A 19,316-nucleotide genomic window follows, 5' to 3' on the forward strand; every position below is an offset into this window, starting at 1 on the left:
GCGAAAAAGTTTCGTATTCAACCATTGAATTCTAAACTTAGTTACACGGTAGTCATATCTACTAGTCCAAAGTTGTCTAGTAAATATCTGGATTTTCCAATTCTATCTACCAACTATTTTTAGATATTCTATCGTATTCCGATTTATTTAAACCAATTACTCAGGCAAATTCCGGCACATCACGAGGAAAGAGGATGAATAGGTTCTGGCCCTTTAACAGGTCACTTCCTATTTCATCCTCTTTTTTTGTTATTCTAATTCGACTCGTAAATCCCCGCTCCGCAACCAAGACGAACGCAAAAGGAATGGCCGAGCAACGAGTGCAATCACTGCTGGTATCACAACAGCGACGATTAAGAAAGCACCGAAAGACAACCAACCGTAATTCGCAATCAAGAAAAGTGGTGCAACAAAGGCGCATAAACCAAGCCCTGCCACCTCTGCCGATGCTTGCAAATGGAAAACAAGGACGCCGATTGGGCTCGCAATCACCGCCGAAATAAGTGGCACAATCATCACCGCCGGCCGCTTAATAATGTTTGGCGTCTGCAATTTTGGCGTGCAAATCAATTGTGCAAAAAACGCGCCCCAATTATTATCCCGGAAGCCTAGCACTGCAAAAGAAACAAACTGTACCGAACAGCCTATCAATGCCGCTGCACTCGCCGTCGGATCGAGCTGCAAAGCAATCGCCAGTGCCGCCGATGAAGCTGGACTCAGAATCAAAATCGCGAACACTAACGCGATTACCATCGACGAAAGAATCGGTGACCCGTCCACAAGCGACGTAATGCCACCACTCACCGACGTCAAAACCGGCGCCATAATCTTTGAAAACAACAATCCGCTAATCCCGCCCGAAAGCAGAGCCGCCGCAGGAATTAAAATCATATCGAAATTCGTTTTCCCAGTCACACGTTTACCGACCCAAACCGCCACAATAACAGCCAGAATCGCGCCAATTGGCTCCCCGCCAATAATCGAAAAACCACCATTTTCAAGCGCCAATATCGCGCCTCCACCAATAACCGACGCAGCAGCCGCGCTAATCACGACAAGCGTATTCGCACCAAGACATATCGCAATCCCCACGCCAAGCCCAGGAATCAATAATAATTTTCCGACAGCTCCAATTTCTGTTAACCATGTAAAACCGATCATCTGCCCAATTGTCTGCAATAATAAACCCATGCCAAGTGTTACTAAAACCGCGTTCGCTATCCCCATCGACGCCTTGTAAGAGCGGTCCACAATATAATCCTTCATGCCTTATCCCCTTTTCTCGTTTAATCCTTTCCATCTTACCGAGAATACAGACTGAAAGCAAAGAAAGTTTTAATTACTAAACAAAAATGAGGAAGAATCGCTTAAACTAACACCGAAAGCTTTATTATAGACAAAATAGCTAGCCCCTGTTTAATATCTTGTTTAGTCTATTAAATTTTTGATTTCATGACAAAAGTCTCTTAATAATTCTTACTTTTTTCGCTATAATAGATTACATACCTACATAAAGAAAGGAGTTTTTGAATGAAACTTATCGGTTTAATCCTGCTTGTTTTAGGCATCGTTGGTGTTGGCGTATCGTTCAGTATCGTTGGAATCATTGGCTTTATCGTTTGTCTCGCATCCATTGTTCTCTTCGTGCTAGGCATCCTATTCATGATTCGTTCCAAGAGAAAAAATAATCGTTCTTATTCATATAGATAGTTTATCGCATCACCAAATATTGTTTGCTACGGAGGATTACGATGATTGATACACGCTTTATTGTTTGGGATAATCAGTATCTTGAGGATGCAATCCAGTTATATATCGATGTTTTTACCGATGAACCTTGGAATGATGTATTGACCTACGAAGAAATAAAGCTTTATTTTGATCGCTTACTCGCTATGAATACCTTTGAGGGCTATCTTACGCTCGACGCTACTGGTGCAGTTATCGCGGCCTCCCTCGGCTTCATTCGTCCGTGGTTTCGCGGTGTACAGTATCATTTAGATTCCTTTTATATTGCTAATGCCTTTCAGAGTAAAGGGATTGGTGGCGCCTTTTTGGATTTTGTAAAGGCTGATTTGGCGCAAAAGGATATTCCAAATATCGCATTGGATACTGAGATTGGCTATCCATCTGACTTTTTTTATCGCAAACATGGATTCAGTAGTAATCCAGATTCCGTCACTATGTATGGAAATACGAAACTAAAAAAATAACAACTCTACATCTAAAAAACCGAGAGATTGTATAAAAAATCTCCCGGTTTTTCTTATGTTTCAATTCCTTTTTTATCGTGCCGTTACTTTTTCAATATTTATCAGTCGATCTAAATGTTCTCCTGCCATGCTCGTTCCAAGCGCTACGGACTCGAACGGTGCTGGTGCCATATGAACCGGCACCATAATTTGGCTATGCAACCAATCGGATAAACCTTCCAGTAGTGAGCCACCGCCTGTCAGCGTTACGCCACTTGCACGGATATTACCGCTCAGTTCAGGAGGACTCGTTTCTAGTGTCGATTGAACCACGCTCAAAATGCGTTTCAAAAATTCATCAATCTCTTCTTGGAATTCAGTAGCTGGTACTTCAATCGTGATTGGAAAACCTGTCACTAAATCACGCCCCTCAATCTCGATCGACTTCTCTGCCACCAACGATGTGTCGCAATGCAACTGCCACTTCACCTGTTCCGCCGTTTCTAAACCAATCAATACATTATATTTATTGCGAACCAGTTGGGCGATATCACGGTCGAGTTCGTCACCCGATTTGCGCAATGTGGCACTCGTAACGATGCCGCCATAGGAAACGAGCGATGTTGAAATTTTGCCAGCGCCGATGTCTACAATCACGTTTGCAATCGGTTTCTCGAACGGTAAACCCGCGCCCATCGTTGCAGCGAGCGATCCTTCTATAAAATAAAGCGACTTGACTCCCAGTGAAAACAAGATGTCTCCAATCGCTTGACGTTCAATATTCGTAGCCCCAGGAAGTAGTGCTACAATCAAATCCATTTGTTTAAAACGCTTACCGGTAACCGCGCTAACACGGCCTTCCACTTTCTTCATCAATCGTAATGTCATATCAAAATCGGCAATAATACCACCTTGTAACGGACTAAGCACAACAATCGAGCCCGGTGTCTTTTCTGCTAACTCTTTCGCTTCATGGCCAATTTCCAGAACTTTATCTTTTTTCGTATCATATGCTAAAACTGTAGGCTCATGAAAAATCATTTTCTCCATGTCTGAGTAGATACTAATATTAGCCGTGCCAATATCAATACCAATTGTTACTTTCCCCATATTTCTTTTCCCACTTTCCTAAATGTTGATTTTCAGATTCGCCTTATCGTTTATAGCTATCCTCTTCTAGTATATCAGGTCTAAAAAATATAATCCATGACGAAGCCGTGAACATTTCCAAAAAAAAAGTAAAAAAAGACAACAAAGAGTACCTTTTTGAGTCAGATACTCTTTGTCGGATATTTCCTTGCATTTTTCGCCAGCTTATCCTGTACGATTGTTTCCACGCTGACATCCATCGCATCAGCCATCTGAATCGCATAAATAAAAACATCTGCCAACTCGTCTAAAATTTCCGCGCGATTCGCCGTCACAGCCTCCTCACTCGTTTTCCATTGGAAACATTCGAGTAGTTCGCTTGCTTCTAGCGTCAGAGACAAGGCTAAGTCTTTTTGCAAGGCATATTGCCCTTCCCAGCCACGCGCTTCGACAAATTGACGCACTGTTTGCTTTAATTGCTCCACTGTTGCCACCCCCTCTTTTAAAAAGAGTGTATCATATCGCACAATATCAAGCTAATTTTAAATACGAATCTTTTACTTTCTCAAATAATTTGGAGTAACTCTCGATTCCTGTCACGTCCGCAATCGCTTTCTCAAGTCCTACAGCGGCAACAAGTGCTTGTAACTCTACAGCTTCCGTATCATCTGGATCGTTGAATCGCAGAGCCGCTGCAATCGCATCTGCGAGTGCTTTTGGTGTTTCGTTAAAAGCTTCGACAAATTGGCGCGCAGGCTGCACAAAACGGTCATTTGGGCCTAATTTGCGCATTGGCGAACGACCAACACGGGATACATAGTCCGAAATGTGAGGATTTTTGAATCTTTCAATAATTTTGTCAATATAAGCTTGATGTTCTTTATGCGCAAAGTCGAATTTCTTTTCTAGTAACGCACCAGTTTCTTCGAGCGCGCTCCGAACAGCGAATAGCACTTTGTCGTTATGAATGGCCGCTTCAATGGAATCAATATTTTTCATATGACCGATATAGGCCGTTACCGCGTGACCCGTGTTTACCGTGAACAATTTGCGCTCAATATACGGCGTTAAATCGGCCACGTAAGTGATTCCTGGAACGTCTGGCGCCGCGCCTTTAATCGCACTTTTCTCAACAACCCACTCATAAAACGGCTCTACTAGGACAGTCAGCGGGTCATCGTGCGTTTGGTTCGGCACAATCCGGTCCACCGCAGCGTTCGGGAATGACACGAATTCGTCCGCATATTTTTTCTCAGCATCCGTCAACTCCGCGTAAACACGCTCTTGAAGCGACGCCGAGGCACCGATCATATTTTCACACGCCATAATAATCAATGGTTTTTGAATCGCCGTTCTTGCTTTTATTGCAACCACCAAAGTCTTCGCAATAAACGGTAAAATCGTTGGTCCAACCGCCGTCGTTACAAGCTCTGTTTCCAAAATGGCAGCGATGACCTGCTCCGGATTTTCCTGGCTATTAATCGCGCTCACATCTGTGATCAAATCCACTTGCTGCGAATCATCCGCTAAAATCACATTGTATTGCTTTTTCTCGTTCAGCGCGTTCACAACCGTCTTGTTCACGTCCACAAACGTGACATGGTATTTCGCCTCATGCAGCAGTTGCCCAATAAAACCGCGACCAATATTTCCAGCTCCAAAATGTACAGCGATCATGCGCTTTCGCTCCCTTCAAAGAAGTCAATAATCTCCTGCTTCGACTCCGCAGCAACGATTTGCGCCACGTTTTCTTCCTCCGAGCACACAATCGCGATACTGCTCAGTAAATCCATATGCTCGCCGTCCGCACCCGCAATACCAATCAAAACCTTCACCTCATTGCCATCAAACGAAACACCATCCGGCACCTGCAAAATCACGATTCCCGAATTTTTTATCATATCCCGCGAATCATCCGTACCATGCGGAATCGCCACCATATTCCCGATAAACGTCGTCGTCATCGCGTCACGCTCTTTCATCTTCTCAATATAAGGCACATCCACGTAACCCTGATCCACCAACAATTGTCCCGCGGCCGTAATCGCCTCTTCCTTCGTGCTAAACGCCTGTTTCAACGCAATATCTTGATTATTCAATGCTACCATCCCTATTTCCTCCTCATATCATCTAAAAATTGGTTCAATCTACTAATCACAAAAGCCGTGATTTCCGCACCATTCCCCGATTCCAACAACCGCGTCGTGTCCTCATTTTCAATCGCCATCGCACTGATAAAACTCATCACTTCGAGTCCCTGCGGCGCCAATTTTTCCGGTGCTAGCAAAACAAGTAAGGTCGTCGCCGCCACATTTCCGCCACCCATCGCCGGTACATCGACCGCATCCTGCAACGAAAAAATCTGAAAAACCGGCTGATGCACAAACTCATTTCGGACATGAAACAACGCAAGCCGCGTCTCTGGAATGCCGAAACCACTCCACTTTTCCCGTTCCAACAAAGACCGGAGCAATATCTCGACTTGGATATCCCGCTCCTGCTCAAACATCGCCATACAAACCGCGCGCAACGTATCTTCCAAATCGTGTTGCGTCTCCTCCATTTTCGCGACCTGAAACCCTTTCAAAATCGCCAAAACCGTGTTCACATACTCCTGCTGACTTTCCAAACGATGCACCGCCTCAAGCAACGTCATCTGCTCCTCTTGCTCGCGCGGCGCCTTTTGTGGCACAAACATTTCCTTCTGCTTCAAAAAAACCTCGACCTGCGAAATTTCCCGATCCGTCAACATTGGACTCACTAAGAAATATTCAAAATCCACTTTTCCTAAATCAATCGTCGACACAATCACATCAAAATGGCGCGTATTCCGCTGATTCAACACCTCAAACAATGACACATTCTGCAAATCCTTGAGCTGCGGTAACGCCTGTTTCAAGCGCGTCGCCAACATTTTGGACGTTCCAATCCCGCTCGAACAAACGACCAGTCCAGAAAATACCCGATTCTCATTTTTCTGCAACAACGCCGCCCCGAAATGCAACACCAAATAGCCAATTTCCTCATCCGGCACCTCCGCTTGCTGGTAAATCTCACGAAACGCCACCCGCACAATTTGGAAAAGTGACGGATAGTCGTGCTTAATCGTTTTAATCAATGGATTGTGAATCCGCATATTCTGATCCAGTCTGCGTAACGCCGGCCGCAAATGCGCAGTCAAGCCACTTAGTAACGCCGCTTCCTGAAACGTACTACCAAGCTCAGCCTCCACTTTTGAAATCAGTCGTTTGGCAATCGTCACCGCCTGCACATTCTCATTCCCCGAGAAAATCCCCGACTCATCCTGCGCCTTGGCCCCGCGAATATGCATCGTCACGTAAAGCGCTTCACCATCCGGCACGACAAACGGCTCCATTCCCAAGCAAGCCGCCAGCAATTCTTTCGCCACTGAAAATTCTGGAAAATTCCGAAAATACTCCTGTTCCGGCTTCATCTCCTGCAAATAATTCCCGCTAATCATCCGTTCCACCGAAATCGAAATGTGCACGACGAGCGTCAAATACGCCTCATCCGTAATCTCATACGCCAAATCCTTGCGCCACGTCCGCACATTCTCCTCCACTTTTTGAATCAACGCATTATCAATCACACCAAGCAAACGATCATCCGCCAGCGTTTCGATTTCCCCCTGCTTTTGTTGCTGAAACAATTGGAACAGTGAATTTTTAGAACCCGTCGTCGCGATTAAATCACTAAGAAGCGCCCGTTTTATCACTTCATCCGCCATCAATTTCACACCGTATCCACGTTTGCGCTCAATCTCCGCACGCCCAATTAGCTCGTCCTCTAACTTCGTCAAATCACTGCTGACCGTCGATATCGTCACATTGAGATCATTTGCCAACGCGATCAATTTTACCGGTTCATTTTCCTTTAATAACGTTTTTAAAATAAACTGCTGCCGTTCCATCGGTGTGAATTCATTGTAAGAAAGGTCGAGCAATTGCCACTTGAAAGCTTGGCGACTAGATTCCGAGCCAAACACCGAAAGCTTCGCATCCTTGCGCTCCAAAGCCAACTGGTACGACCCAAGAACAGCCTCCACTTCTTTCAAATCGCGCCTAATTGTCCGCTCACTCACATCCATATATTCCGCCAAATCCGCCGTTGCTACAGGTTCATGGCTCATTAAAAGCTGCTCCAAAATAAGTCTCGTCCTTGCCGAAATATACATCTAAATTCCCCCAGTTATTTCTGGTCAGCCAAATTCTGCACTAGCTCATCGTATTTATGACTATTCAAGAAATTGTCCACCGAAATATGATAGGCCTTTGGTAGTTTTTCCGTCGCACGAGCCGTCAAATCTTGATGCGTCACGACAATATCAGCGTCCGGAGGCAACTGCGCAATCGCAAAATTCACAACTTCGATATCCAGCCCCGCCTTCTTCACCTTATTCCGCAACACCGACGCGCCCATCGCACTCGAACCCATACCAGCATCACACGCAAAAATAATTTTTCTAGTGCCAACCGGAATCCCGTCCGCAGCAAGTTCCGCATCCGTCGTCCCAACAACCGCACTAGCTACCATCGCCTTCTTACCTTTCATTGTAGCCATTTTTTGCTCCGCTGTCCTCAGTTCCGCATCATCTGTCTCTTTCGACGTTTTCAACACCACCGCAGACACCGTAAACGAGACAATCGTCGCGAATAGAATTCCTGCGATAATACCGATATAATCCCCTTGGGGCGTCAATGCAAGTATTGCGAAAATACTACCCGGAGAAGCCGTTGCAACCAAACCGACATCAAATAAGTTAAATGTAATAATCCCTGTCATCCCACCAGCAATAGCACCTAAAAGTAACGCAGGTTTCATTAGAACATATGGGAAGTAAATTTCATGAATCCCACCTAAAAACTGAATAATAATAGCGCCAGGAGCTGTTTGTCTCGCAGTTCCTTTACCAAATACCGTATAAGCAAGCAAAATCCCTAATCCCGGTCCTGGGTTTGTCTCGATCAAGAATAATATCGATTTCCCCGTACTTACTGCCTGATCAATACCTAGCGGAGATAATACACCTTGATTAATCGCATTATTCAAAAACAATACCTTGGCAGGCTCTACAAAAATACTAACCAGTGGCAAAAGATGATTATCAATTAGGAATTGAACACCCGAAGCCATCGCCTGATTCACGGTTTGCAATGCAGGCCCAATCGTTTTTAAAGATATAATGGCCAAGGTACCTGCCAAAATACCTGCTGAGAAGTTATTAACTAACATTTCAAATCCAGCTTTTATTTTTCCTTCGATTAATTTATCAAATCGCTTAATCAACCAAGCCGAGAATGGTCCTAATATCATCGCACCAAGTAACATTGGCATTGATGTTCCCACAATAGCCCCCATGGTCACAGCCGCACCAACGACACCACCACGAGTCTCATATACCAATTTCCCTCCAGTATAAGCAATTAGAAGGGGCAATAAATATTTAATCATTGGATCAACAAGTTTCGCAAACTCCGCATTTGGAATTCGACCAGTCGGAATAAATAATGCCGTAATAAGTCCCCATGCAATAAACGCCCCAATATTGGGCATAATCATACCACTTAAAAAACTACCAAAATGCTGAACCTTCACACGAAAGCCAGACTTTTCTTGTTGTTGCTCCATTTTTATGTCCTCCTCCATTCTCTCCTAATCATCCAGAAAAGAATCCCTTTGTTTTCTGCTCCAAAGCAATGCCTCGCCCGTTCCACTACTAGAAGTGCGCCCTTCCAAACCCTAGCTTCACATATCGACTCAGCTCTTAACTACATTGTATGATAGCGGTAACAACATAGCAATACAATCAAAATTGGAATTTGTCCTCGAGGTGTGGACAAGATTGGAGAACGAGAAATTGATTATGTAGTAAAACTTAAACAACCATTCCAGCAAGTAAAACTTAGCTGAAATGGCATTTATAACAGATGATACCGTTTAATAGGATTAACTTAAATGATTTATTTACTATCTTTAAATAAAATTTTACTATTCACGATAGGGGAAAATTTTCTTCTATTCTCTCGGCTAACATCGCCCTTATGACAGAGTAATTCATCCTGCACTACCCGTTTATTTTGAAGGTACCTATTATGATTTCCTCTATTTAATTCAAATTTACCTTCTGCGTCATAATAATGCAATATTACGTGGGTACTTGTCTCTTCTGCCTTTGTAATAATACTTTCCCACCACTTCTTATCGGTAGCTCCAAAAGACATTCCAAACACAATAATTATAGAGCTATCCATAATTATTTTCTCAATTTCCGCTATTCGTTCATCGTCGTATTCTTCTATACTTCTGGGCTTTATTAAAATATCTAATTGTACCTCATTAAACTTTTTTTCATCTAATTGACTCACATCATTAACCCCTAGAAACATTCCCCCAGCGAGCGTCTCATGTATGTGAATATGCTTTCCCATCTCAGCATTGATATTAATTCCTCGGCCCCCTGTGACGGTATTAGATATACCTTTTCCCACACAATCCCAATCAACTTTCTCTAAACTTTTTGCCAAGGTGTCAGTATAGTTAAAGTTAATAAAATTATAAGTAATTGGTGTCAGAGCAATTTTCCCTCCGCCTTGACCCATTTTATAACCTCTTGGTTGCAAGGTTTGCTTTATTTTATCTTGTGCCTTATCGTCTAACTCAGAATGAAACTCACTAAGAGTTCTTTCAATTGAAGGAATTTCGAATTTACCGATTTCTTTTTCTATGTATCCCTTAAAATCTCTACTAAATTCTTCCAGACATAATAAAAATTCTTCACTGGTTAGCGACCCCTCTGCTATTTCATACGTTGCTTGTCCCATTTGAAGTTCGAAATCGGACCATTTCTCCGTATCCATTTTTATTTGATTATATAAAAAGTTATTTTTGTCAAATCCACTACTATTTATCCAACTATAGAATTGAGAATACGATGTATTTAAACCGTGCATTTTATCAAACCCGTTACCTACTAAAAATGTTATTTCCATTCTCTAGTCCCCTTTGTTAGTTTTGCAACACCACAATACAATAATACTTTTTTATTTGGAGTAAGGCCTAAACTTATGCTTCACACAAATTGAGCGAAAGCGTTTGTATTCGGCGGATTTGGCAGAAGCCGGAAGCGGAGCATACTTGTGTATGTGAGAACCGGAAGTCTGTCAAATCCGCTGAATGCAAGCGCTTGTCGCCAATTTACTTGAGATAGGCATCTATTCTTAAGCCTCTTGAGCCACAACTGCTTCCTCAATATGCTCCGGCGGAATAAATCCATTCAATCGTGAAACCTCTTCGCCACCCTTATACAACACCAATGTCGGCGTTTGACGAATATTCCGATCAAAAAAGAAATTTTCCCCAACTTCTTCTAATTTCACTTTCAATACCTTCACCTTATCTGCCATCGATGAATTTTTAAACTCTTGGAATGAGAGATCTAACATCTTGCAATTTGGGCAGTTGTCTTTCCAGTAATCCACGTATACTAGTTCTCCAGCTGCTATATGTTGTTCGAATTCTTCCATTGATTTAATTTCGATACTTGTCATTTTACTACCCCTTCTCTCATGGACAATACTTCCGCGACCCATTCCTGAATCGCCACATGGTCCCGTTCATTATTCGGCATTTGCTCAATCTTCAACCGCGGATACTCCGATGCAAAATACGTTGCCATCCGATCGACTGCCCCGCAAAAATAGGCCATGCTCCATTGTGTCTCACCCGTCCCAAAAATCGCGACGTGTGGCGGTTTCGTTCCTAATTCTGCGATAAAATCCTTCATGTCTGGCGGTGTCCTACCTAAATCAGCTGTCCATGCCCCTAAAATGAACAAATCGTAGTCCGTCTCAAGTGGATACTGGGCTCCGGGATGAACGCGGAAACTTGTCACATCATGCTGTGCTCGTACAAGTTCCGCCTCCACTTCCTCTGCGACCATCTTCGTATTACCACTCAAAGAATCATACGCCAAGAGGATTCTCATAGATCGTCAAAACCGTTGTCAACATTTGTTTTTTTGTAACTACTATTGCGCATTTCGAAAAAGTCCGTTTTCGTCTCGGTAAAATTATCTGCATACGCCTTAATCCACGACATCTTATTCTCGCTGTGACCTGGATAAAGTTCAGGAATCCCAAGCATACCAAGCATCTTATTGGCGCGATATTTCACGTAATCCACCATTTCCGATACATCGATACCTTCAATTCCGTCCAACACTTCCTCCGACCAAATCGTCTCAAGTTCCACGGCGTGGCGGAAGGCCTCATGCGTATATTCCACAAGCTCATCTGTTTGCAATTCCGGATTTTCACCAAGAATCGCGCGAATAACTTCTGAGATAAACTTAGAATGTGCCAATTCATCACGATTGATAAAACTAATAATTTTCCCAGTTCCCGTCATTTTATTTTGACGAACCAAGTTATAAAAATAAGCAAAACCACTATAAAAATTAATACCTTCTAAAATAGAAGATTGAATCAACGCTTTGACTAAATTCTCGCCCGTCTTATTGTTCATAAAATCATCATAAGACTTCATAATCGGCTCATTACGCTTCACAATCGTCGGATGCGTCCGCGCCAGTTCAAAAATACGTTTCTGCTCTTGCAAATTCGTAATCGAAGCAAGCACGTAAGAATAACTCTCATTATGAATTACTTCTTGCTGTCCAATAATCGCGGTATTCGCGTGCACTGCTGGATCTGTAATATATTCCGCGACATTATAAATAAACCTTGTTTGCGGAGAATCAAGTGTCGCAAGCAAACCAATAATCGCATCAAAAGCATATTTCTCTTCTTCTGAAAGCAACGGATATTGCTTAGCATCACTCTTCATATCGACCTCATCAGGAATCCAATAGTTCGTCGATAACTCTTTATACGCACGATAAAACGATGGATACGGAATATCATTCCAATTCAAAATGCCACTCGTGTCACCATTTATAATTGCAGTTGAGCGATTCGGGCTCAACGGTTCCAAAATTTTAATACGGTGCAATTCTTCTTTTTGATCCGTCATATAATAACCTCCTTCAAGATATGTAAAACACGAGCAAAGACAATCGCTTTGCTCGTTTCGCTATTTAGTTATCAGCTTGAGCACCATTCGCACTCTTCTACATCGATGTCATTCGAACGGACATAATACGTCGTTTTCAGACCTTCACTCCAAGCCAACATATGGAGTTCTAGCAATTTACTTGCTTTAATTCCACTTGGCACATAGAAGTTGAAGCTTTGTGATTGATCGACATGGCGTTGACGGCGACCGTTTTGGCGGACACTTGCGAATTGGTCCACTTGATACGCGCCTTTGCCATAGTATGGGTATGTTTTAAGTGAAAGATCCGGCGCAATAACTGGACGGCGATAATCTTTCTTCTCTTCATAATAAAACGGACTGAAAATTGGATCGATGGATGCCGTTGAGCCCGCGATTTGTGCTGTACTCATGTTTGGAGCAACAGCTAGCAGATACGCATTCCGGATACCATTTTTCGCAACGTCTGCTGCAAGTTCTTGCCAAGCATCTGATGTGTAACCGCGACGTTCGAAGTATTCGCCAGTATTCCAATCACTGCCTTTAAAGACGGAGTACGTGCCTTTTTCTTTCCCTAAAGCCGCGCTCGCTTTGATCGTTAGGAAATTGATTTGCTCATATAATTCATCGGCAAAAACTTCCGCTTCTTCGCTATCCCACGCGATATTTTTAAGGGCGAGCAAGTGATGCCAGCCAAAAGTTCCAAGACCAATCGAGCGGTATTTCTTGTTCGTAATCGTTGCTTGTGGTACTGGAAGCTCGTTCAAATCGATAACATTATCCAGCATCCGAACTTCGATTGCAATCAAGCGTTCCAACGTATTTGGATCTTCCGCCGTAACAGCGCGACCTAGATTCACGGAAGACAAGTTACAAACAACGAAATCGCCGGCTTGCTTCGTAATCACGATTTGGTCGCCACTAATGATTTCTTGAATCATCCGTGTCGGACTCATATTTTGCATAATTTCGGTACATAGATTACTCGAATAAACCATTCCCGCGTGTTTATTAGGATTCATCCGGTTGACTTCATCGCGGTAGAACATGAACGGATTACCGGTTTCCAGTTGACTCACCATGATGCGTTTCATGATATCAATCGCCTTCACGATTTTTCTGCTCACCGTTTCATCCATTACTAACTCTTCATATTTCTCGCGGAACGAACCGTCACCTTTTTGCTCATCGTAGAAATCTTGTAGGTACCAGCCTTTTTTCTCTTTGACTTCATGTGGATCAAATAAGTACCAGTCGCCACGACGCTCGACAGCTTCCATAAATAGGTCTGGCATACAAACAGCTGTGAACACATCATGTGCGCGTAAACGTTGGTCTCCGTTGTTTAGACGAAGATCTAGGAACGCTTCGATATCTTTATGGAAAACGTCCAAGTAAACCGCAATCGCGCCTTTACGTTGGCCTAATTGATCGACACTAACCGCCGTATTGTTCAGTTGCTTAATCCAAGGAACAACGCCACCACTAGCGCCACGCACGCCGCGAATTGCAGAACCCGAAGAACGTACATAACCAAGATAAGCACCAACGCCGCCACCATGCTTACTTACCCGCGCCACATCAGTATTACTATCGTAAATCCCTTGCAAACTATCATCCACCGTATCAATGAAGCAACTAGACAATTGTCCGCCGACTTTACCAGCATTGGCAAGTGTTGGCGTCGCTACTGTCATATATAAATTGCTAAGCGCCCAATAAGCTTCGCGAACTAAATCCATCCGCTTTTCTTTCGGCTCATCTTGCATCAAATAAAGCGCGATGGTAAGCCAACGTTCTTGCGGCAACTCATACACATTACGCGCTTGATCCGTCGCTAGGTAACGCGTTGCCAATAAGTACAAACCATTATATGTGAAAAGTTTATCTTTCTCTGGATCAATCATGTCACCAGCTTCGATTAACTCATCTTTCGAATAGTTTTTCAAAATGCTACCAGAATAAATGCCACGTTCGCCAAGGCTTTCTTGCAAGCCAACATACGAACCATATTTGTCATCGTCATTATAAAAACGATTTTTACTCGCTTTCTTGTATAACTTGTTCAAATAAAGTCGTGCCGCGAATAATTCCCATGCAGGAAGGTGAACATCCGTACGCGCCTCTGCTTCGCGAATCAAGTAATCCACAAGCTCATCCGCCGCGTAGTCCTCTTTCTTCTCAATAAACGTAAACACTTTACGCTTGTAATCTTCCATCTCAAGTGCTGGAAATTCTGCATGAATCGTATCCAGATATCTGTTTAGTCGTTCCTTGTCGAAAGGTAGTTTGCGATTCCCTCCGTCTTTCACTATGTAAGTCGTCATTTGTAATCCCCATTTCTTCCCAATATTTCAAGTTATACCTGGTCTCATTCATCCATCGAAACGAGCCTCATCCGAACAAAAAAATTAACTTTTGCAAAAGTCTGATCCTTTGTAAAAGTTAAAATAGCATTTCATGTTTTAACGGCTTTCGATACTATATATAGTACCTCGTTTCGAATGTGAATGCAAGATATTGTGTCTCGGCTTTTTTCCTAGAATCGATACGAAGCGTTTCATTTCAAAGGTTTTCGGATTTTAAATTTATTTTTAAGCAAAATTCTTTGTGAATGAGACCACAAAATTCACGTTTGTCAACCACTACAAGTTGTGATTAGAGCAACATCTTATACCACATTTAGTAGCAGGATTTTTATGGTTTATTTATTTCACAAACATTAGAAAATCCATGCCGATAAAGACACGGATTTCCTAACTTTATTATACTTTGCCGAAAATATGCTTGCGTCTCGCGTATATCACGATCGACAAGGCCACCACAGCTTCTGAAAGTGGAATCGATGCCCAAACACCTTCTGCTCCGAAAAACGGCGGTAAGATGATCAGGAAGGCTACCATGAACAGCATTTCGCGCGCGACCGTAATCCAAATCGCCATGCCTACGCGGCCACTCGTTTGGAAATACGTCATCATCACGAAGTTGAAGCCCATAAATAGGTAACCCGCAAAGAAAACCCGCACAGCGACCGTCGCCAAATCCACAATCTCCTGGCTAAATGTACCGAACATCGCTACGATATGGCCTGCTCCGAAAAAGCCACCGACGAAGAAAACAAGCCCTGTGCCAATCGCCGTTATAATCGCAAGCCGCATTGTTTGCTGCTCCCGATCTTGTTGTTTCGCGCCACGATAGTAACTGATCAGCGGTTGAATCGCCGAACTCATCCCGAGGAACAACATCAAAATCACACTATGCGTATAGTTCAGCACAGAGAATGCCGCGACGCCAGCCGTTCCCGCCACCGCTGCAATTGCGATATTGTAGCCCATCGTGAACACCGACAAGCCAAGCTCCGACAAGAAACTCGGCAATCCAATCGAGAACGTTTTGGCAAGCGAATTTTTCGTAAAGCGGAATTTCACGAATTTTAAGCGCGAGGTTTTTTTGAAAAAGTGTATCGATAATACGCCGATTCCAACCGTAACCGCAATGATTGTTGCGCCTGCTGAACCGCTCACACCCCAGTCCAAAATAAACAAGAAACAATAATTCAAAATCACATTCACGATCGCCGTCACAATTAACGCGATCATAGAAAGGTTCGGATCACCATCATTACGTACGAAAATACTCAAAATGTTTTCAATCGTAAACGCAAAACCGAACATCAGCAAAATCGTCATATAATCCATCACGTACGGCAACGTCTCCGGATTCGCACCCAGCACATTCGCCAGTGGCACCCGGAACACGAATGCAATCGCCGCCAGCGTAATCGTGATGACAAACACCATTATAATAGAACGAGTAAAGATGCGCTGCGCCTCCGGAATGTTCTTCTCACCTAGAGCGAACGAGTATTGCGTCGCGCCACCAATCCCAATCCAAAGCGAGATCGCCGTGAAGATCGAGAACACCGGCACCGCAATATTAATCCCAGCAAGCGCTACCCCACCGAGTCTATGTCCTACAAAAATCCCATCCGTCACAATATTCACCGACATCAGCAACATCCCAACGAGCGAAGGAATTAAATACCTCAGAAAAACCCTCAAAACCGAGTCCGTTTCCATTCTTGTGTCCATTTCTTTCATAACTTCTCACTTCCTAACCTAACGTTAATTAGTCAACTATACCATTTAATCACATTATCGTAAAAATTGCAACATGACAGCCAACATTGCAAAATTGTAAGGTTCGGCATCCCTTTTGTTAGTTAAGAAGCGGGAACCAAATCTTTTTGCACGCTATAATAAATGTATCAAGTAAAGGAGTTGACATCCCATGAAGAAAGCAATGATTGCACTCATCGTTATCGTTATTATCATCGGCGGCGGATTGCTGGCCATGCGTTTTGTGAATTTTAATCGAATCGGCGCTGATACCTATTATATAAAAGTAGAAACAGACGGTAAAAAAACAAGCGGCCAAGCAAGCGATGGTTCCACTTATACAGACTATAATTACGATTTCACCGGTTACAACGAAGATGGTAAAGAAAAACAACTCGAGCTTATCGCCCAAAAGAACTTACGAAAAGGCGCCTACCTCGAAGTATTTGTAAAAGGTGATAAAGGCGTGACGTCCTATCAAGAAGTTAAGCAGGCGGACGTTCCAAAAAAAGCCGCTGATCAATTAAACAAGTAAAGAAAGGTTGAGGAAAATGAAAAACAAAAAAGGATTATTACTCGTGTTAGCAGGATTATTGATTGCACTATGTGTCGTATTTGAATATGGTATGCCCTCAGATGCTGCTGCCAAGGCCTATTTTGTAGATGTGAATACGAACGGGGAGAAAATCCAGAAAAACCATTTTTCCGGCTATAAATACACATTGAAAGCCTATAAAAAAGATGGAAGTTCGGAAAACATCACATTTTACTCACCTGATAAACTAGCGAAAAACAAGAAATTCAAAATTCATGTTGCGAATAACCAATTTGTCGCGAACTACAAACAAGTAAAAAAATTACCATCCACGATTCAATATTATGCAGAGCAATAAAAAATGGTGTTACATTGGAGGGCAGTCGCCTTTTATGTAACACCATTTTTATTTTGATATGCTCCTATCCAGTGATAATGTCAGCTAATTTCTTCTGAATACCGATTAATTCCGTTTCATTTAATCTCGCAAAAGTCAGTCTAATCGACGGCTCTTTAATACCAAATAAAAAGGCTGGCATCACTAGTAATTTATGTTCTAAGAAAATATCAAAATCCCGATTCATCCACATTTTAGTGTCAGGTAAATGGCACCATAGATGAAATCCGCCTTCTGGGATATGGTACGTGAGTCCCTCCGGTAAATGCGCAATAAGTGTATCCCTTTGCCTCCTTAATGTTTCTTGTAACCAAACAATATGTTTGTCAAAACCAAGATCATTCAAAACGTGATTCGCCAAAACTTGCGGGAAAATACTGAGTCCAAAATCCATTTCTTGGCGCGCTTCGGCAAGCCTCGTCACGACAGCCGCAGGGCCAAGAAGCCAACCAATACGCGTCGTGGAGCCCATGACTTTTGATAAAGAACCGATGTATAGAACGTTGTCAGGGTCTAATTTTTTTAGAAGTGGCGGCATCGGCTGGTCGGTGAAGGCTAGCATACTGTATGGATCGTCCTCTACGATTGGAACTTGGATTTTGGCACATAATTTCACGAGTGCTTCCCGGCGTTCTGTGCCCATTGTCAAACTTGTTGGATTTTGAAAAGTTGGATTGACAAATACCATTTTGATGCGATGTTTGCGGTAAAGTTGCTCCAGTTCGTCTAATTTCACGCCAGTTTCGTCCATCGGTAACGCATAGATTCGTAAGCCAGCCGACTGAAATATCGAAAGCGCATAAAAATAAGATGGTGATTCAATGGCAATCGCATCCCCGCTCGTTAATAGGCATTGCGTAATTAGGAACAAGGCTTGTTGCGCACCAGATGTGATAAAAATTTGATCTAGGCTCGTTTTGACATCGTGATCTCGCGCAATCATGTCGCGAATCGTTGCTTTTAGTGGTTGATAACCTGCCGTGTCTTCGCTATCTTCTTCCGCTAAGAAACTTTGCCAAGATAGGGCTGGGGTCGAGATTTTTGGAATGAGGTGAACTGGGAGCTCTCCAGAAGCAAGATCGATGACGTCATCCGGCGATTCGCGCAGGAGTTGCTTCATTTTATCCATGTAGGGCGTTGCTTGCAAAAAGGAACCTTGCGTGACGTAATGACGCCAGTTAGTTTTCTGACCGGTGAAAACGCCCCATTTATCCTCGCTGATTCGGGTGCCACTGCCTTGTTTACGCGTGATAATACCACGTGCGCTGAGTTCGTCGAGAGCTTTGACTAGCGTGGAACGATTGACGTTTAGCATGGCTGCGAGTTCGCGCTCTGCTGGGATTTTGTCGCCGGGGAGTAATTGGCCTACTTCGATGCAGTCTTCGATAAGCGTTATGATTTGTTGGTAGATTGGGAATGATTCTGTTTTTGTGATTTTCCACATGGCGATTCCTCCTTGTTTTGTTGTGGCTCTTTGTTGTGGCTCTTATGAGGCATCACTTGCCGATTTAGAGCCTCAATATGAGTGTGAGCAAAGCGAGCATTCGTCCCTTGTTCTGCCTCATGACTTGTGCCTCTAGATTTAGTTTTAAGAGCCGGACTAATAATAATTCGGTAGTTATTCCTCATCTAGCAATCACGCCTGCGGGAACGCGCCGATTTTTTACGTATCATCGTTTCCAGATCTAGCTTTGTTGTGGTTCTTGAAAAGCGTCGTGTGCTTTTTTAGAACCGCAATATGCAGTGGAATGTAATGAGACTGCCTTCCTTTTTCTGCGTCATGACTTGTGCCTCTGGATTTAGTTTTAAGAGCCGGACTAATAATAATTCGGTAGTTATTCCTCATCTAGCAATCACGCCTGCGGGAACGCGCCGATTTTTTTACGTATCATCGTTTCCAGATCTAGCTTTGT

General features: G+C 43.2%; 18 protein-coding genes. 4 read left to right on the forward strand and 14 right to left on the reverse strand.

From position 1 onward, the window contains the following. Positions 1-249: 249 nt before the first annotated feature. Entirely contained in the window at positions 250-1,266 is a 1,017-nt protein-coding gene (locus DUK53_RS08380) for a PTS sugar transporter subunit IIC (protein ID WP_036091177.1), read from the reverse strand. A 264-nt stretch (positions 1,267-1,530) separates the two neighbouring features. On the opposite strand from DUK53_RS08380, the gene DUK53_RS08385 reads away from it, so the two are divergent. Continuing rightward, complete coding sequence (locus tag DUK53_RS08385) at positions 1,531-1,710, forward strand: hypothetical protein (RefSeq protein ID WP_036091175.1); 180 nt, start codon at positions 1,531-1,533, stop codon at positions 1,708-1,710. Between the two features lie 41 nt (positions 1,711-1,751). Continuing rightward, complete coding sequence (locus DUK53_RS08390) at positions 1,752-2,213, forward strand: GNAT family N-acetyltransferase (protein WP_052165019.1); 462 nt, start codon at positions 1,752-1,754, stop codon at positions 2,211-2,213. Between the two features lie 72 nt (positions 2,214-2,285). On the opposite strand, the gene mreB is transcribed toward DUK53_RS08390, so the two are convergent. The 12 genes from mreB to DUK53_RS08450 form a co-directional block, all read right to left on the reverse strand. Continuing rightward, complete coding sequence (gene mreB / locus DUK53_RS08395) at positions 2,286-3,302, reverse strand: rod shape-determining protein (RefSeq protein ID WP_036091172.1); 1,017 nt, start codon at positions 3,300-3,302, stop codon at positions 2,286-2,288. 161 nt (positions 3,303-3,463) lie between these two features. Continuing rightward, positions 3,464-3,766 (reverse strand): nucleotide pyrophosphohydrolase, encoded by a 303-nt coding sequence (locus DUK53_RS08400; RefSeq protein WP_036091170.1) that lies wholly within the window; start codon positions 3,764-3,766, stop codon positions 3,464-3,466. A gap of 46 nt (positions 3,767-3,812) precedes the next feature. Then, positions 3,813-4,958, reverse strand: coding sequence for a mannitol-1-phosphate 5-dehydrogenase (locus tag DUK53_RS08405; protein WP_036091168.1), 1,146 nt, complete (start codon positions 4,956-4,958; stop codon positions 3,813-3,815). Beyond that, complete coding sequence (locus DUK53_RS08410; RefSeq protein ID WP_036091166.1) at positions 4,955-5,389, reverse strand: PTS mannitol transporter subunit IIA; 435 nt, start codon at positions 5,387-5,389, stop codon at positions 4,955-4,957. The genes DUK53_RS08405 and DUK53_RS08410 overlap by 4 nt, the downstream gene beginning before the upstream one ends. A gap of 2 nt (positions 5,390-5,391) precedes the next feature. Next, positions 5,392-7,476 carry a BglG family transcription antiterminator gene (locus tag DUK53_RS08415; RefSeq protein ID WP_036132912.1) on the reverse strand — a complete coding sequence of 695 codons (2,085 nt, stop codon included), beginning with the start codon at positions 7,474-7,476 and terminating at the stop codon, positions 5,392-5,394. A gap of 14 nt (positions 7,477-7,490) precedes the next feature. Then, a complete protein-coding gene (locus tag DUK53_RS08420) occupies positions 7,491-8,930 on the reverse strand; it encodes a PTS mannitol transporter subunit IIBC (RefSeq protein WP_036091161.1) in 1,440 nt (479 codons plus the stop codon). 332 nt (positions 8,931-9,262) lie between these two features. After that, positions 9,263-10,291 (reverse strand): AbiH family protein, encoded by a 1,029-nt coding sequence (locus DUK53_RS08425; RefSeq protein WP_036132914.1) that lies wholly within the window; start codon positions 10,289-10,291, stop codon positions 9,263-9,265. A gap of 228 nt (positions 10,292-10,519) precedes the next feature. Continuing rightward, positions 10,520-10,849 carry a thioredoxin family protein gene (locus DUK53_RS08430; protein WP_036081872.1) on the reverse strand — a complete coding sequence of 110 codons (330 nt, stop codon included), beginning with the start codon at positions 10,847-10,849 and terminating at the stop codon, positions 10,520-10,522. Beyond that, positions 10,846-11,286 carry a flavodoxin gene (locus DUK53_RS08435; protein WP_036091154.1) on the reverse strand — a complete coding sequence of 147 codons (441 nt, stop codon included), beginning with the start codon at positions 11,284-11,286 and terminating at the stop codon, positions 10,846-10,848. Before DUK53_RS08435 ends, DUK53_RS08430 begins: the two co-directional genes overlap by 4 nt. Further along, positions 11,283-12,332, reverse strand: a complete 1,050-nt coding sequence (locus DUK53_RS08440) for a ribonucleotide-diphosphate reductase subunit beta (RefSeq protein ID WP_036091151.1) — start codon at positions 12,330-12,332, stop codon at positions 11,283-11,285. Before DUK53_RS08440 ends, DUK53_RS08435 begins: the two co-directional genes overlap by 4 nt. A gap of 71 nt (positions 12,333-12,403) precedes the next feature. Next, entirely contained in the window at positions 12,404-14,680 is a 2,277-nt protein-coding gene (locus DUK53_RS08445) for a ribonucleoside-diphosphate reductase subunit alpha (RefSeq protein ID WP_036091150.1), read from the reverse strand. 438 nt (positions 14,681-15,118) lie between these two features. Next, positions 15,119-16,453 (reverse strand): MATE family efflux transporter, encoded by a 1,335-nt coding sequence (locus tag DUK53_RS08450; protein WP_036091148.1) that lies wholly within the window; start codon positions 16,451-16,453, stop codon positions 15,119-15,121. Positions 16,454-16,643: 190 nt separating this feature from the next. Here DUK53_RS08450 and DUK53_RS08455 point away from each other — a divergent pair, with 190 nt between their 5' ends. Both DUK53_RS08455 and DUK53_RS08460 read left to right on the forward strand, forming a co-directional pair. Next, positions 16,644-17,006 (forward strand): YxeA family protein, encoded by a 363-nt coding sequence (locus DUK53_RS08455; protein WP_036132915.1) that lies wholly within the window; start codon positions 16,644-16,646, stop codon positions 17,004-17,006. Positions 17,007-17,022: 16 nt separating this feature from the next. Beyond that, positions 17,023-17,364 carry a YxeA family protein gene (locus DUK53_RS08460; RefSeq protein WP_036091143.1) on the forward strand — a complete coding sequence of 114 codons (342 nt, stop codon included), beginning with the start codon at positions 17,023-17,025 and terminating at the stop codon, positions 17,362-17,364. Between the two features lie 64 nt (positions 17,365-17,428). Here DUK53_RS08460 and DUK53_RS08465 read toward each other — a convergent pair whose 3' ends face one another. After that, on the reverse strand, positions 17,429-18,847 hold the full coding sequence (locus tag DUK53_RS08465; protein ID WP_036132916.1) for an aminotransferase-like domain-containing protein: 1,419 nt from the start codon (positions 18,845-18,847) through the stop codon (positions 17,429-17,431). Between the last annotated feature and the right edge of the window lie 469 nt (positions 18,848-19,316).

Source organism: Listeria sp. SHR_NRA_18 (genome assembly GCF_003856515.1).
Classification (GTDB): Bacteria; Bacillota; Bacilli; order Lactobacillales; family Listeriaceae; genus Listeria_A; species Listeria_A newyorkensis.

Coding starts and splice junctions, on each gene's coding strand:
- DUK53_RS08380 (WP_036091177.1), bottom strand. CDS start 1,266: ATGAAGGATTATATTGTGGACCGCTCTTACAAGGCGTCGATGGGGATA.
- DUK53_RS08385 (WP_036091175.1), top strand. CDS start 1,531: ATGAAACTTATCGGTTTAATCCTGCTTGTTTTAGGCATCGTTGGTGTT.
- DUK53_RS08390 (WP_052165019.1), top strand. CDS start 1,752: ATGATTGATACACGCTTTATTGTTTGGGATAATCAGTATCTTGAGGAT.
- mreB (WP_036091172.1), bottom strand. CDS start 3,302: ATGGGGAAAGTAACAATTGGTATTGATATTGGCACGGCTAATATTAGT.
- DUK53_RS08405 (WP_036091168.1), bottom strand. CDS start 4,958: ATGATCGCTGTACATTTTGGAGCTGGAAATATTGGTCGCGGTTTTATT.
- DUK53_RS08410 (WP_036091166.1), bottom strand. CDS start 5,389: ATGGTAGCATTGAATAATCAAGATATTGCGTTGAAACAGGCGTTTAGC.
- DUK53_RS08415 (WP_036132912.1), bottom strand. CDS start 7,476: ATGTATATTTCGGCAAGGACGAGACTTATTTTGGAGCAGCTTTTAATG.
- DUK53_RS08420 (WP_036091161.1), bottom strand. CDS start 8,930: ATGGAGCAACAACAAGAAAAGTCTGGCTTTCGTGTGAAGGTTCAGCAT.
- DUK53_RS08425 (WP_036132914.1), bottom strand. CDS start 10,291: ATGGAAATAACATTTTTAGTAGGTAACGGGTTTGATAAAATGCACGGT.
- DUK53_RS08430 (WP_036081872.1), bottom strand. CDS start 10,849: ATGACAAGTATCGAAATTAAATCAATGGAAGAATTCGAACAACATATA.
- DUK53_RS08435 (WP_036091154.1), bottom strand. CDS start 11,286: ATGAGAATCCTCTTGGCGTATGATTCTTTGAGTGGTAATACGAAGATG.
- DUK53_RS08440 (WP_036091151.1), bottom strand. CDS start 12,332: ATGACGGATCAAAAAGAAGAATTGCACCGTATTAAAATTTTGGAACCG.
- DUK53_RS08445 (WP_036091150.1), bottom strand. CDS start 14,680: ATGACGACTTACATAGTGAAAGACGGAGGGAATCGCAAACTACCTTTC.
- DUK53_RS08450 (WP_036091148.1), bottom strand. CDS start 16,453: ATGAAAGAAATGGACACAAGAATGGAAACGGACTCGGTTTTGAGGGTT.
- DUK53_RS08455 (WP_036132915.1), top strand. CDS start 16,644: ATGAAGAAAGCAATGATTGCACTCATCGTTATCGTTATTATCATCGGC.
- DUK53_RS08460 (WP_036091143.1), top strand. CDS start 17,023: ATGAAAAACAAAAAAGGATTATTACTCGTGTTAGCAGGATTATTGATT.
- DUK53_RS08465 (WP_036132916.1), bottom strand. CDS start 18,847: ATGTGGAAAATCACAAAAACAGAATCATTCCCAATCTACCAACAAATC.